Origin of the sequence: Streptomyces sp. S4.7 (assembly GCF_010384365.1) — a bacterium.
Classification (GTDB): domain Bacteria; phylum Actinomycetota; class Actinomycetes; order Streptomycetales; family Streptomycetaceae; genus Streptomyces.
Map to the genome: position 1 here is coordinate 3907718 of NZ_CP048397.1, position 13999 is coordinate 3921716.

Genomic DNA, 13999 nt, shown 5'->3' on the forward strand with positions numbered 1-13999 from the left:
TGTCGCGGGGGCTCCTGCTCGGAGGGAGCGGGGCGGAAACCGGATGCCCGCTATTGCCCGGAATTCGGGTGTGGAGGCGCAGGTCGTGTCCTGGGGCGTGACCGGTTCTGTGGGGTGACCGGGCATGGAGGGACGGGTGTGGCTACTGGATACGGCGGCCGGGGGTGACTACAGAGCGTTGAGGAAATAACTCCGGACTTGCCAGATGTTTACTGTTCAACTAAATTGAGCCCAAAGCCAAGGAGGCCCCCGATGCCCGCTGTGACCGTCGAAAACCCGCTGACCCTTCCCCGCGTCACGGCGGCCGCCGACGCCGTCGCCCGTCCCGTGCTCGCCGTGTCCACCGCGCCGGGTGGTTTCGAGGGCGAGGGATTCCCGGTGCGCCGGGCGTTCGCGGGGATCAACTACCAGCACCTCGACCCGTTCATCATGATGGACCAGATGGGTGAGGTGGAGTACGCGCCGGGAGAGCCGAAGGGCACGCCCTGGCACCCGCACCGCGGCTTCGAGACCGTGACGTACCTGATCGACGGCACCTTCATCCACCAGGACAGCAACGGTGGCGGCGGGACGATCCGCAACGGTGACACGCAGTGGATGACGGCGGGCTCCGGCCTGCTGCACATCGAGGCGCCGCCGGAGTCGCTCGTCACGTCGGGCGGTCTCTTCCACGGCCTCCAGCTCTGGGTGAACCTGCCGGCGGCCGACAAGATGATGGACCCGCGCTACCAGGACATCCGCGGCGGCCAGGTGCAGCTGCTGACGTCGCACGACGGAGGCGCGCTGCTGCGGGTGATCGCGGGCTCGCTGGACGGGCACGAGGGCCCCGGCATCACGCACACGCCGATCACGATGATCCACGCGACGCTGCGGCCGGGTGCCGAGGTCACGCTGCCGTGGCGCGAGGACTTCAACGGTCTCGCGTACGTCCTGGCGGGACGCGGCTCCGTCGGGACCGACCGGCGGCCGGTGCACACCGGCCAGACGGCGGTCTTCGGCGCGGGGTCGTCTCTGACGGTCCGCGCGGACGAGTCCCAGGACTCGAACACGCCTGACCTGGAGGTCGTCCTCCTCGGCGGCCGTCCGATCCGCGAACCGATGGCGCACTACGGGCCGTTCGTGATGAACAGCCACGCCGAGCTGAAGCAGGCCTTCGAGGACTTCCAGGCCGGCCGGCTGGGCACGGTGCCGGCGGGCACCGAGTAACCGCAGTGACCGGCGTCAGCCGGGCACGGTGAGGTGAGCCGGGCGGGGTGGGTGGGACGGTCGCCGTCCCGCCCACCCCGCACCACCTCTGAGTGACACCCCGGCACCCACCCGGCCCCATCCGTGGGACAGCGGCGCGAGCACCGTGGTCGGGTGGGCGGATGGAGAACTCGCGCGGGGGCACGCCGGGGAGCGAACCCGGCGGGAGCGCGCTCGGCGGGGGTGGGCCGGCGGTGACGTCCGGGCGATGGCGCGGCGCGCGTACGGGGCGGTCGAGGGGTTCATGCGCGGCACGACGTTCATCGCGCTGATCGACGCGACCTGCATCACCGTCGGCCTGCTGATCCTGCGCGTGCCGGGGGCCGTCGGGCTCGGTGCGCTGGTGTTCGTGGGGGCGTACATCCCGTACCTCGGCGCGTTCCTGTCCGGAGCGGTGGCGGTGCTCGTCGCGCTCGCCGACCGGGGGGTGGTGATCGCGCTGTGGGCGCTGGGGGTCGTACTGGCCGTACAGGTGCTGGAGGGGCATGTGCTTCAGCCGATGATCCAGAGCCGTACGGTGCAGATGCATCCGGCGGTGGTGATGCTGGCGATCACGGCGGGGGCGAGTGTGGCGGGGATCCTGGGGATGCTGCTGGCGGTGCCGCTGACGGCGGCGGCGTTCGGGGTGGCGGCGGAGGTCCGGGGCCGGTACGCAGCGGAGGCGCCGTGACCGGGCGCCGCCCCGGCGGCCGGTTCGTCCTCCATCGCCGGACGGGCCGGGTCTGTCGGCCGGGCGGGGTCGGAGTGGCTCGGGCCGGCGGCGGGTTCGTCCTCCATCGCCGGCCGGGCTTGATCGGCCCGCCGGACGGGCTGATACGGCCCCCCCGGGGCGGCCGGTGCGCCGTCAATCGCCGGACGGGCTGAGTTTCTCCGCCGGGCGGGAAGGCAGGGGGGTGTCGTTCTGTTCGTAGATTTCGAACCAGATCGATTTGCCCTCTCCCCGTGGGTCCACCCCCCACGCGTCCGCCAGCATCTCCATCAGCAGCAGGCCGCGGCCGCTCGATGCCAGTTCGCCCGGGCGGCGTCTGTGGGGCAGTTCGTCGCTCACGTCCGCGACCTCCACACGCAGGCGGCGTTTGCCCCGGTCCCCCGCCGCCTCCGCGATCAGCACCGCGTCGCCGTCCGTGTGGACCAGGACGTTCGTCGCCATCTCCGAGAGCATCAGCACCGCCGAGTCGACCTGTTCCTCGTCCGCCCAGTCGTGCAGCAGCTCCCGCAGCTGGTGACGCGCGTCCGCGACCTGATCCGGTTCGGCCTGGGCGATGGTCAGCACCGTACGGCGCGGGGGCCGCCGGGCCGGTGAGCTGTGGCGGGAGAGCAGCAGCAGCGCGATGTCGTCCTCGCGGCGGTCGGCGAGCGGGCCCGTCGTGTAGTGCGAGCCGGGACCGTGGACGGCCTCGACCAGCGCGTCGGCGAGCTTCTCCAGCGAGGTGTCCGTGGTGTTCTCCAGCACGGGCCGCAGCCGGGCCCAGCCGCTCAGCATGTCGTGCCCGCCGGTCTCGATCAGCCCGTCGGTGCAGAGCATCAGGGTGTCGCCGGGCTCCAGGACCACCCGTGTCGTCGGGTAGTCCGAGTCCGCCTCGATGCCCAGCGGCAGCCCGCCCGCCGTCTGCCGGATGAGGGCCACGCCGTCCGCCGAGCGGATCACCGGGTCCGGGTGCCCGGCCCGTGCGATGTCGAGCGTGCCCGAGTCCGGGTCGACCTCCATGTACAGGCACGTCGCGAAGCGCGGCACGGTGTAGTCGGAATCCTCCCCGTCGTCGCTCTGGTCGGGGTGCGTGGGCCCCTGCGCGGTCGAGAACTCGTACATGCCGTGCAGGAAGCGCGAGGCCCGCGACAGCACGGCGTCGGGCCGGTGCCCCTCGGCCGCGTACGCGCGCAGGGCGATCCGCAACTGCCCCATGAGGCCCGCCGCCCGCACGTCGTGCCCCTGGACGTCGCCGATGACCAGCGCCACCTTGGTGCCGCCGGGCAGCGGGATGATGTCGTACCAGTCGCCGCCCACCTGGAGCCCGCCGCCGGTCGGCACGTAGCGCGCGGCGACGCTCATGTTGGGGATGGCCGGCCCCAGCGTCGGCATCATCGAGCGCTGGAGCCCCAGCGACAGCTCGCGCTCCGTCTCGGTGACCTCCGCGCGCGCCAGCGCCTGCGCGAGCATCCTGGCGACCGTCGTCAGCACGGACCGCTCGTCGGGTGTGAACGTCACCGGGTGTTTGAAGCCCGCCACCCAGGCGCCCATGGTGCGCCCGGCGACGACGAGCGGCACGAAGGCCCAGGACCGGCGTTCGAACCGCTTCACGAGCGGCCAGGTCGCGGGGTAGCGGTCCTGGTACTCCTTGGGAGTCGCCAGATAGATCGCCCGGCCGGTCCGTACGACCTCCGCCGCCGGATAGTCCGTGCTCAGGGACATGTCGGTGAAGGGCCCCTCCGCGCCGTCCCCGTGCCCGTGGTGCCCGATGACCGTCAGCCGCTCGCCCTCGACGCCGAAGACGGCGAGCCCGTCGGGGGAGAACCCCGGCATCGACAGCGACGCCGCGACCCGCAGCACCTCGGCGGTGGACCGCGCCTCCGCGAGCGCCCGGCCGGCGTCGAGCAGGAAGGCCTCGCGGGAGCGCCGCCAGTCGCCGGCGACGGGGCTGCGGCCGGTCAGCGCGCCCGCGTGTGGGTGGACGATCTCCTGGACCGTGCCGACCAGCTCGTAGTCCTCGCCGTACTCCCGCTCGGTCGCCAGCGGCTTCGAGCGGGACCTGATCGTACGGATGACCTGCCCGTCCTCGCCCACGACCCGGATGTGGGCCTCGGCGAGTGTCCCCTCGGCGACCGCGAGGCGGATGATGCCGTAGGTCTCGTTCCAGTCGACCGGATGCAGGCGCGCGCGCATGGCCGCCTCGCTGAGGACCGTGGACTCAGCGGGCAGCCCGAACAGCCGAGCCGCCTCCGCGTCGAGGGTGACGAGCCCGGCCGCGTTGTCCCAGCGCCACAGACCGGTCGCGATCGCGGCCAGTACATCCTCGGTGCGCATTGCACCACTTTAGGCAGGTACGGGCGGTGAGTGCGGGGTCAAGGAGGCGTGCGGGTGGCCGCAGGTGTGAGCGGGGACCCCGTGAATACGCGGAAAATACGGGGCAGGGCGTACCGGCCCTGCCGGTAACCTGGTGCGGGCCAAGCACGGCCAGGCACACCCACGAAACGCTAAGACTGGATGAACGACGATGCATCGGTACAGGTCCCACACCTGCGGCGAGCTCCGCGCCTCTGACGTCTCCACCGACGTCCGGCTGAGCGGCTGGCTGCACAATCGTCGAGACCTGGGCGGCATCCTCTTCATCGATCTCCGCGACCACTACGGTCTCGTCCAGCTCGTCGCGCGGCCGGGCACCCCCGCCAACGAGGAGCTGTCGAAGCTCACCAAGGAGACCGTCGTCCGTATCGACGGCAAGGTCTCCGCCCGTGGCGCGGACAACGTGAACCCGGAGCTGCCGACCGGCGAGATCGAGATCGAGGTCACCGAGGTCGAGGTGCTCGGCGCCGCCGGACCGCTGCCGTTCACGATCAACACCGACGACGGCGTCAACGAGGAGCGGCGGCTCGAATACCGCTTCCTCGACCTGCGCCGCGAGCGCATGCACCGCAACATCCTGCTGCGCACGGCCGTCATCTCCGCCATCCGGCACAAGATGACCACGCTGGGCTTCAACGAGATGGCGACCCCGATCCTGACGGCCACCTCCCCCGAGGGCGCCCGCGACTTCGTGGTCCCCTCCCGGCTGAACCCCGGCAAGTTCTACGCGCTGCCGCAGGCCCCGCAGCAGTTCAAGCAGCTGCTGATGATCTCCGGCTTCGACCGCTACTTCCAGATCGCGCCCTGCTTCCGCGACGAGGACGCCCGCGCGGACCGGTCGCCCGGCGAGTTCTACCAGCTCGACGTGGAGATGTCCTTCGTCGAGCAGGAGGACGTCTTCCGGCCGATCGAGAAGATGATGACCGAGCTGTTCACCGAGTTCGGCGGCGGGCGCGAGGTCACGTCCCCCTTCCCGCGCATCCCGTTCCGCGAGTCGATGCTCAAGTACGGCAACGACAAGCCGGACCTGCGGGCCAAGCTGGAACTGGTCGACATCTCCGACGTCTTCGAGGGCTCCGAGTTCAAGGCGTTCGCGGGCAGGCACGTGCGCGCGCTGCCGGTGCCGGACACGGCCGGCCAGTCGCGGAAGTTCTTCGACGGCCTCGGTGACTACGCGGTCGAGCAGGGCGCCAAGGGACTGGCCTGGGTGCGGGTCGGCGAGGACGGCTCGCTGGCCGGCCCGATCGCCAAGTTCCTCACCGAGGACAACGTCAAGGTCCTCACCGAGCGCCTGTCCCTCGTCCCCGGCCACGCGATCTTCTTCGGCGCGGGCGAGTTCGGCGAGGTCTCGAAGATCATGAGCGCGGTCCGCGTCGAGGCGGCCAAGCGGGCCGGCCACTTCGAGGAGGGCGTGTTCCGGTTCTGCTGGGTCGTCGACTTCCCGATGTACGAGAAGGACGAGGAGACCGGCAGGATCGACTTCTCGCACAACCCGTTCTCCATGCCCCAGGGCGGACTCGACGACCTGGAGACGAAGGACCCGCTGGACATCCTGGCGTGGCAGTACGACATCGTCTGCAACGGCATCGAGCTGTCGTCGGGCGCGATCAGGAACCACCAGCCCGACGTCATGCTGAAGGCGTTCGAGATCGCGGGCTACGACCGCGAGACCGTCGAGCACGAGTTCGCGGGCATGCTGCGCGCGTTCCGTCTCGGCGCCCCGCCGCACGGCGGCATCGCGCCGGGCGTCGACCGCATCGTGATGCTGCTCGCGGACGAGCCCAACATCCGCGAGACGATCGCCTTCCCGCTCAACGGCAACGCGCAGGACCTGATGATGGGCGCGCCGAGCGAGCTGGACGAGACGCGGCTGCGGGAGCTGAACATCCAGCTCCGCAAGCCGGTCACGAAGTAGGAGCGGGGTCGGGCCGGTCCGGCGATCGCCGGACCGGCCCGACCTGCCCGACGGGCTTGATTTGTTCGGGGCCCGGAGCCGTATGGTTCCGGGCCCTTCACCGTGTCTTCGTGGCGTCTTCCCGCCATCGGGCAACCTGACGAGGTTCCCGGCGCGTTGACCGGTCGTGGACGACCGAACGGATTGGCGAGGGCGACGAGACGATGGACCCCGGCGACCGCGACCCGGATCGCGACGGCGGCTTCGAGGCGTTCGTCGCCGCCCGTGGGCTCCGACTGCTCCGGGTGGCCCGGCTGTTGACGGGCGACGCGCACCTGGCCGAGGTGTGGCCCAAGTGGCACCGGATCTCGGGGGAGCGGCCGGAGGCGTACGTACGCAAGGCGCTGGTCCACACGCACGCCTCGTGGTGGCGCAGACGCTGGTCCGCAGACGCCGGCGCGGCGAGGTGCCGGACCCGGCGGAGTTGTACGCGCTGGACGAGCCGTCACCGCTCTGCGACAAGCCCAAGGGCACCGAGGAGTACGGCGCCCTGCTGGCCGGACCCGACCCCGGCGAGGACGTGGGCATCCAAGTCGGTGTCCGTGTCGCCGGAACGGGCGCCGGTTCCCCGATCCTCGACGACGTACGCGCCATGATCGCCGGTGCGCAGTATCCCGCCTCCGGGGCGAACCGGGAGCCGAGCAAGGCGCCGCCGGCCCATGCGAACTGAAAGGTCTTACATGTCTTACCGCTCAGGGCCGAGGCCGCACGGGGTGGCCGCTCTTCTGCTCGCCGCCGGTCTGCTGCTCGGCGGCTGCGCGGGCGGGTTCGGGGGAGAAGGCGGATCGTCCGTCCCGCAGGCGGTGAACGGCAAGGGCGGGAACGGGGGCGGCGAGGGTACGGGCGGTGGTCGGGGCCGGGCGGTACCGGGTCCGGCGGCGGAGGAGCAGACCGAGGCGCGCGTCGTGCGGCCGAGGGAGATTCCGTCGCTCGGCCCGAAGACCCGGTCGCGGATCCCGGAGGACAGCCGCCAGGCCGTCGTGGTGACCGGGGACGCGCCGGACTCCAACCGCGCCATGCTGGTTCTCTACGAGCGTGACCCGGTGGAGGGGTGGCGGTCGGTGTCGGACCCGTGGCCGGCGCACAACGCCCTGAAGGGCTGGACCGACGACCACCGGCAGGGTGACCTGCGGAGCCCGATCGGCGTCTTCGGCCTGACGGACGCGGGTGGGCGGCTGCCGGATCCGGGGACGAGGCTTCCGTACGACCGGGGGCCGGCCTTCACGGTCGACGGCGTCGGCTTCGAGGGCGAGCCGCTCGCGGGGTCCTTCGACCACGTGGTCGCCATCAACTACAACCGCCGGCCGGGCACCACCCCGCTGGACTGGACGCGTCCGCTGGGCGCGGGGAAGGGCGGCGGCATCTGGATCCACGTGGATCACGGGGGGCCGACGCAGGGCTGTGTCTCGGTGCCGATGGGTCGTATGAAGGAGCTGCTGCGGTGGCTGGACCCGGGGAAGGTGCCGCAGGTGGTGATGGGTGACGTGTCCTCGCTGGGGCGGTAGGCGACGACCGGCCCGCGACGACCGGCCCGCGACGACCGGCCCGCCCGGTGGGCGGCTGTCCTCAATCGCCGGACGGGCTTGATTTGCCCGCCGGGTTGGAGGGGATTGCGCCGGGTCGGGCCGTGTCCTCAATCGCCGGACGGGCTTGAAATGCCCGGCGATTGAGGACACGGCGCAGGCCGCGCAACGTCGGGTGACGGGCAACGCCCCCCGCCGAAAAGGCTTACGCCGACTTCTCCTCCAGGCGCGGGAAGAGCACCGCGCCCTTCGTGACCGTCGTGCCCGCCGGGAGCAGGCCCCAGGTGCCCGCGTCCTGGACGCGCTGGTCCGCGAGCGCGCCCAGCGCGGCGTCCGCGCCCAGGGAATCCCACAGCTTCTGTGACGTCTCCGGCATCACCGGGTTCAGCAGCACGGCCACCCCGCGCAGCGCCTCCGCCGCCGTGTACAGGATCGTCGCGAGTGCCGCCTGGCCGTCCGGGGACGTGTCCTTCGCGACCTTCCAGGGCTCCTGCTCCGTGATGTAGCCGTTGACCTGCTTCACGAAGTCGAAGATCGCCAGGATCCCGCCCTGGAAGTCCAGCTCCTCGCCGATCTTCCGGTCGGCCTCGGTGACCGCCTTCGCCAGCCCGTCGCGTACGGCCTGCTCGGCGACCCCGCCCGACGTGGTCTCCGGCAGCGTGCCGCCGTAGTACTTGCCGACCATCGCCGCGACGCGCGAGGCGAGGTTGCCGTAGTCGTTGGCCAGCTCGGAGGTGTACCGGGCGGAGAAGTCCTCCCAGGAGAACGAGCCGTCCTGCCCGAACGCGATCGCCCGCAGGAAGTACCAGCGGTACGCGTCCACACCGAAGTGCGAGGTCAGGTCCTGCGGCTTGATGCCGGTCAGGTTCGACTTGGACATCTTCTCGCCGCCGACCATCAGCCACCCGTTCGCGGCGATCTTCCCGGGCAGCGGCAGCCCCTGCGCCAGCAGCATCGCGGGCCAGATGATCGCGTGGAAGCGCAGGATGTCCTTGCCGACGAGGTGTACGTCGGCGGGGAAGGTCTCCTCGAACTTCGCCGGGTTCTCGTTGTAGCCGACGGCCGTCGCGTAGTTCAGGAGCGCGTCGATCCACACGTAGATCACGTGCTTCTCGTCCCACGGCACCGGCACGCCCCAGTCGAACGTCGACCGGGAGATGGACAGGTCCTGGAGGCCCTGCTTGACGAAGTTCACGACCTCGTTGCGCGCCGACTCCGGCTGGATGAAGCCGGGGTTGGCCTCGTAGTGCGCGAGGAGCTTGGGGCCGTACTCGCTGAGCTTGAAGAAGTAGTTCTCCTCCTTGAGGATCTCCACCGGCGTCTTGTGGATGGCGCAGATCTTCAGACCCGCGAACTCACCTTCGCCGTCGAGCAGTTCGCCCGGGAGCTTGTACTCCTCGCAGCCCACGCAGTACGGGCCCTCATAGCCGCCCTTGTAGATCTCGTCCTTGTCGAACAGGTCCTGCACGAACTCCTGGACGCGGTCGGTGTGCCGCTTCTCCGTCGTGCGGATGAAATCGTCGTTCCGGATGTTCAGGTGGTCCCACAGAGGCCGCCACGCCTCGTCGACGAGCTTGTCCGCCCACTCCTGCGGGGTGACACCGTTCGCCTCGGCCGTGCGCATGATCTTCTGACCGTGCTCGTCCGTGCCGGTGAGGTACCACACCTTCTCGCCCCGCTGGCGGTGCCAGCGGGTGAGGACGTCGCCTGCGACGGTCGTGTAGGCGTGGCCCAGGTGAGGAGCGTCGTTGACGTAGTAAATGGGGGTGGTGACGTAGTACGCCCGCCCACCCTGCTCTTCGGATCCAGTGGCGGCCATGGTCGAAATCCTAACGGCCCGGCGCACGTCCCTTCACCTCGGTTAAACCTGAGATTGTGCTTGAAGAGTGTGGATTCGGCACAACCTATGACCCCGTCAAACGCATCTTAAGAAGGAGAGCCGAAACAGATCGGTGGGCCGGGCGGAAGGATCATCATGCGGGTGCTGGTCGCCGAGGACGAGGAAATCCTGGCCGAGCTGATCGCGACGGGGCTGCGGCGGGCCGGTTTCGCCGTCGACACCGTCTACAGCGGAGACGCCGCCCTGGCCTATTTGGGACTGCACGACTACGACGTGGTCGTCCTCGACCGCGACCTTCCCCGCGTCCACGGCGACGACGTCGCGCGCAGGCTCGTCGCGGAGGAGTCCCGCACCCGCATCCTGATGCTGACGGCGTCGACCTCCATGGAGGAGCGCGTCAAGGGGCTCGATCTGGGCGCGGACGACTACCTCGGCAAGCCCTTCGAGTTCCCGGAGCTGGTCTCGCGGGTGCGGGCGCTGCGGCGGCGCAGCGCCCGTGCGTTACCGCCGACGCTGGAGCGCCGCGGCGTACGGCTCGACACCGTGGGCCGTACGGCGGTCCGTGACGGACTGGCCCTCGACCTCTCGGTGAAGGAGCTGACCGTCCTCCAGATCCTGCTGGAGGCGGACGGCAAGGCGGTGACCGCCCAGCAGCTGCTGGAGCGGGCGTGGGACGCGCAGGCGGACCCGTTCTCGGGTGTCGTACGCGTCTGTGTGGGGCAGCTCGGCGAGAAGCTGGGCGATCCGGCGCTGATCCGCACGGTGGATGTGGACGGAGGAGGTTACGTGCTGTGACAGGAGCGATCAGAAAGCGGATCGCCCTCGTCTACGGCGCGGTCTTCCTCGTCCTCGGCGGGTGTCTGCTCACCGTCGTCTACCTGCTGTCCAGCGCCGGTACGCAGACGGAGGCCGCCGAGATCGCGGGCCGCGTCGTCCCGGCGCACCCGCCGTCGTCGGGCAACGGCTACTTCCTGAACGAAGAGGGGCAGCTCGCGCCCGTCACGGTCTACCAGCTCACGGACAACGTCAGCGACGCCGCGTCGGACGAGCTGATGTTCTGGTCCGTGGGCGCGCTGGTGGTGACCGCTCTGTGCGCGGTCGGCGTCGGCTGGTGGACGGCGGGGCGCGTGCTGCGGCCCGTCCACGCCATGACGGCGAAGGCGCGGCTGCTGTCGGAGCACAACCTCCACGAGCGGATCGGAACCACCGGCCCGGACGACGAGCTGAAGGAGCTGGGCGACACCCTCGACGAGCTGCTGGGCCGGCTCCAGACGGCCTTCGACAGCCAGCGCCGTTTCATCGCGAACGCCTCGCACGAACTGCGTACGCCGCTGGCCACGCAGCGCACGGCGATACAGGTCGGCCTCGCGGGCGCCAACTCGCCGGAGGAGCTGGCCCGTACGAAGCAGATGCTGCTCGACAACAACCGGCGCAGCGAACGGCTCATCGAGGGGCTGCTGGTCCTGGCGCGCAGTGAGCGGCAGGTCGAGGACCAGGAGGAGATCCGGTGGGGCGAGCTGGTGACGGAGGAGGCGGCGCGGCACGGTCTGACGGTGACGGTGTCGGAGCCCGGCGGCGTACGCGGCAACCGGGCGCTGCTGGACCGGGTGGTCGGCAATCTGCTGGCCAACGCGCAGGCGTACGGGAAGGGCGAGGTGGACGTCTCGGTGTCGGGGACGGCGGTGACCGTGCGGAACAACGGCCCGCTCATCTCCCCGGAGGAGACAGCGGCCTTCTTCGAGCCGTTCCGCCGTGGCGAGGGCCGTGACCGGATGGGGCCGGGAGCGGGTCTCGGCCTCTCGATCGTCCGCTCGATCGTGACGGCCCACGGCGGCACGGTGACGGCGGAGCCGGGCGGCGCGGACGGGGGGCTGTCGGTGCGGGTGGAGCTGCCGGTGTCGACGGGGCGCTGACGGAGGCGCGGAGGCGACGGGCTTCAGAAACGGTCGACCGTCTCGCCGTCCGGCACCCGGTAGCAGCCGGAGACGACCATCAGGTTGAGATTCGGCGATTCGTCCTTCGCGAAGTGCGCGATCTTGACGCTGTACTTCTTCTCGTCGTTGTCGGCCGTGAGGCTGAGGTTCTTGTTCTTGCTGGTGTCCGGCCCGTACTCGACGACCTTCCAGCCCCGCTCGGGCAGTTCCGTCCTGAGCCGTTCCATCACACCGTCCAGTCGGTCGGCCGATGCCGGGGTGAAGGTCCACGCGTGAAAGATCCGGAAGTACTTCTCCGGGTCCTTGTCGCCGCACTGCGAGACGCCCGGCCCGGTGTCGGACGCCTCTCCCTTGACGCCGATCAGGTCGTACAGCTCGCTGGACACCCGCTCCGCCTCGTCGGCTGCGTCCTGCGTGTTGCTGGTGCCCGCGTCCGGCAGGTCGCCGGAGTTCTCGGAGTTCCCGGAGTCTTTGCTGTCGGTCATGCCGCATCCAGTGAGGGTCGTGAGGGCGAGGGACATCAGGAGCGCGGACGCGCCCAGCTTGATCTTCAAGTCGGAGCCTCGGTTGGTCGGAACAGGACACGGGCCGGTCGCCAGACTCGCACGGGCCGCTGTGCGTGGTCATCTCTCCTCCGCGTGGCCGAAAGGGCGGCGGCTACTTGAGTTCGGCGTTGTCGCCCTTGCCCGCCACCACCAGCCCCTGGTTCCGCAGGCTGTCGGTGCCCTCTTTCCAGTAGTCGCTGTGGCCTTCGGTGTCCGTCCGCAGCTGGTTGGCCCCGAACCGCTCGTCGCTGGGAATCGTGAAGAGCCCGTTCCAGTCGCTCCCCCCGTGCCCGAACCGTCCGATGTCCGGGACGACATCGCCTTCCGCCTCCTGGTTCCAGACGTGGCCCTTCGGGACGTCCATCTGATCGGCGTTGCTCACCTGTACGCCGGGGCTGCCCGCGAAGATCACGTCGTCCACGTTCAGATCACCCTGCCGGGCCGCGGAACCGATGAGGGTCGTACCGTACGAGTGGCCGATCGCCGTGCGGTGCGGGTCCGAATCGACCGTACGCGACGCGTCGAGGCCGTCGAGGAAGCGGTTGTAGGCCGGGGCGCCGTCGTTCGCGTAGTGGCTGAACGGCGAGTCCTTGACGATGTCCTGCGGGGCGTCGTACCCGAGCCAGGTGATCGTGGAGACCGAGCCGTTCTCGGCACCGGAGGCCACCCGCCACACATTCTCCATCCGGCCGATGTCACCGCCGATGCTTCCCAGGTTCGACGTCGTACCCGGCACATGGACGGCCTGGTGGTCGGCCGTGTCCGGATTGCCGTTGGCCACGATCGCCCGGCCGTTGCCCTCCGGGCTGAATCCGAGCAGGTACGCCTCGGGCAGACCCCTCTCCCCGGTCCTGTCGAAGCGGTCCTGGATGCTCCCCATGCCCTTGAGGGACTTGTTGAGCTGCTCGTACCGGTCCCCGTACTTGTTGTGCCACGCCATCCACTCGTCGGTGTGCACCTTCGAGGGGTAGCCGCCCGCGGTGATCCACGTCCACTCGTTGGCGGGCGGTTTCGGCATGGAGTCCAGCTCCATCCGGAGCTGCCCCTGCTTCTCCTCCAGGACCACCCGGTTCGCCTCGTCCCGCACCGTGGCGGGCAGTCCGTCGAGCGCCCCCACCGTCTCCGGCCGGAGCGCGAGCCACGCCGCCTGCTCCTCGGGGCTCAGCTTCTTCCACCACTCGGCGTTCGCCGCCGGGGTGCCGTCCGCCGGGGCCTGCGGCAGCGAGTCGAGATATCCCCTGCCCGCCTCGCCGACGCCGCCCATGTCCGACTGCGCGTCGGCCCAGTCCGCCTTGGAGACGGTCAGGTCGTCGTCGGCCTTCAGCGCGCGCAGTTTCGGCGCCCACTTCGCGTCCGCGTCGGTGGCCTCCCTCAGCGCGTCGGCTATCCGGTTCGCGTACGCCATCGCCCTGCCGTAGTACGGGTTCGGGTGGATGCCCGCGGCCCGGCGCTGCTGGGCGTCGGACGTCGGGCTGCCCCCGGCGCTCCCGGACACCGTGCCGCCCGGCTCGTTCTTCTCCTCACCGGGCCTCTTTCCGGCGGGGTAGTCGACCGAACCGTCCTGCCGCACGGTGCAGTTGTCGGCGCGGGCGTCCTCGATCGCCGCGTCCAGCTTCCGTTTGGCCGCCGCGATGTCGAAGGCGAAGCCGTTGAGGGCGGTGCTCACCAGGCCGCACTCGGTCTGCGCGTAGTGAAAGTTCTTCGCCAGGCTCCGCAGCTCCCGCAGAGCGGCCGCCGCGGCCTCGCCCCTCAGCCGGCCGGTCATCCCCGCGCTGATCCGGTTGTTGATCGTGTCCTTGGCCGCACCGGCCATGTCACCGGTCGTCCGGTAGCCGTCGGCGGCCTCCTCGTACTCCGTCGGCCGGAAGCCCTTCAGCGTCGCGAGATCCATGACGGA

Annotated in this window: 9 protein-coding genes and 2 pseudogenes; 7 read left to right on the forward strand and 4 right to left on the reverse strand. The window is 70.4% G+C overall.

Annotated elements, in window-relative coordinates:
* Positions 1-252: 252 nt before the first annotated feature.
* Both SSPS47_RS17365 and SSPS47_RS17370 read left to right on the forward strand, forming a co-directional pair.
* Complete coding sequence (locus SSPS47_RS17365; protein WP_164251898.1) at positions 253-1206, forward strand: pirin family protein; 954 nt, start codon at positions 253-255, stop codon at positions 1204-1206.
* 244 nt (positions 1207-1450) lie between these two features.
* Positions 1451-1915, forward strand: a pseudogene (locus SSPS47_RS17370) (AI-2E family transporter); the annotation flags it as partial.
* A 174-nt stretch (positions 1916-2089) separates the two neighbouring features.
* Here the strand turns inward: SSPS47_RS17370 and SSPS47_RS17375 are convergent.
* Positions 2090-4267 carry a SpoIIE family protein phosphatase gene (locus SSPS47_RS17375; RefSeq protein ID WP_164251899.1) on the reverse strand — a complete coding sequence of 726 codons (2178 nt, stop codon included), beginning with the start codon at positions 4265-4267 and terminating at the stop codon, positions 2090-2092.
* Between the two features lie 190 nt (positions 4268-4457).
* Here SSPS47_RS17375 and aspS point away from each other — a divergent pair, with 190 nt between their 5' ends.
* The 3 genes and pseudogenes from aspS (at position 4458) to SSPS47_RS17390 (ending at position 7765) form a co-directional block, all read left to right on the forward strand.
* On the forward strand, positions 4458-6221 hold the full coding sequence (aspS, locus tag SSPS47_RS17380; protein ID WP_164251900.1) for an aspartate--tRNA ligase: 1764 nt from the start codon (positions 4458-4460) through the stop codon (positions 6219-6221).
* A gap of 203 nt (positions 6222-6424) precedes the next feature.
* Positions 6425-6672 (forward strand): annotated as a pseudogene (locus SSPS47_RS17385) (hypothetical protein); the annotation flags it as partial.
* Between the two features lie 268 nt (positions 6673-6940).
* The gene (locus SSPS47_RS17390) at positions 6941-7765 is read left to right on the forward strand and encodes a L,D-transpeptidase family protein (RefSeq protein ID WP_164251901.1); all 825 of its coding nucleotides are present in this window, start codon (positions 6941-6943) and stop codon (positions 7763-7765) included.
* A gap of 223 nt (positions 7766-7988) precedes the next feature.
* Here the strand turns inward: SSPS47_RS17390 and metG are convergent, their stop codons facing one another.
* Positions 7989-9602, reverse strand: a complete 1614-nt coding sequence (metG, locus tag SSPS47_RS17395; protein ID WP_164251902.1) for a methionine--tRNA ligase — start codon at positions 9600-9602, stop codon at positions 7989-7991.
* Positions 9603-9758: 156 nt separating this feature from the next.
* On the opposite strand from metG, the gene SSPS47_RS17400 reads away from it, so the two are divergent.
* Both SSPS47_RS17400 and SSPS47_RS17405 read left to right on the forward strand, forming a co-directional pair.
* Positions 9759-10418 (forward strand): response regulator transcription factor, encoded by a 660-nt coding sequence (locus SSPS47_RS17400; RefSeq protein WP_147873341.1) that lies wholly within the window; start codon positions 9759-9761, stop codon positions 10416-10418.
* Positions 10415-11536: an ATP-binding protein gene (locus SSPS47_RS17405; RefSeq protein WP_164251903.1), complete on the forward strand. Its 1122-nt coding sequence runs from the start codon at positions 10415-10417 to the stop codon at positions 11534-11536. The genes SSPS47_RS17400 and SSPS47_RS17405 overlap by 4 nt, the downstream gene beginning before the upstream one ends.
* Before the next feature lie 23 nt (positions 11537-11559).
* On the opposite strand, the gene SSPS47_RS17410 is transcribed toward SSPS47_RS17405, so the two are convergent.
* Together SSPS47_RS17410 and SSPS47_RS17415 are read right to left on the reverse strand one after the other, a co-directional pair.
* Positions 11560-12042, reverse strand: a complete 483-nt coding sequence (locus tag SSPS47_RS17410) for a hypothetical protein (protein ID WP_239064941.1) — start codon at positions 12040-12042, stop codon at positions 11560-11562.
* Positions 12043-12214: 172 nt separating this feature from the next.
* Complete coding sequence (locus tag SSPS47_RS17415; protein ID WP_164251904.1) at positions 12215-13993, reverse strand: alpha/beta hydrolase; 1779 nt, start codon at positions 13991-13993, stop codon at positions 12215-12217.
* Positions 13994-13999: the final 6 nt, after the last annotated feature.

Excerpts from the sequence above, each read along its gene's own strand:
- metG (WP_164251902.1), bottom strand. The coding sequence starts at position 9,602 with ATGGCCGCCACTGGATCCGAAGAGCAGGGTGGGCGGGCGTACTACGTC.
- aspS (WP_164251900.1), top strand. The coding sequence starts at position 4,458 with ATGCATCGGTACAGGTCCCACACCTGCGGCGAGCTCCGCGCCTCTGAC.
- SSPS47_RS17415 (WP_164251904.1), bottom strand. The coding sequence starts at position 13,993 with ATGGATCTCGCGACGCTGAAGGGCTTCCGGCCGACGGAGTACGAGGAG.
- SSPS47_RS17365 (WP_164251898.1), top strand. The coding sequence starts at position 253 with ATGCCCGCTGTGACCGTCGAAAACCCGCTGACCCTTCCCCGCGTCACG.
- SSPS47_RS17375 (WP_164251899.1), bottom strand. The coding sequence starts at position 4,267 with ATGCGCACCGAGGATGTACTGGCCGCGATCGCGACCGGTCTGTGGCGC.
- SSPS47_RS17410 (WP_239064941.1), bottom strand. The coding sequence starts at position 12,042 with ATGACCGACAGCAAAGACTCCGGGAACTCCGAGAACTCCGGCGACCTG.
- SSPS47_RS17390 (WP_164251901.1), top strand. The coding sequence starts at position 6,941 with ATGTCTTACCGCTCAGGGCCGAGGCCGCACGGGGTGGCCGCTCTTCTG.
- SSPS47_RS17400 (WP_147873341.1), top strand. The coding sequence starts at position 9,759 with ATGCGGGTGCTGGTCGCCGAGGACGAGGAAATCCTGGCCGAGCTGATC.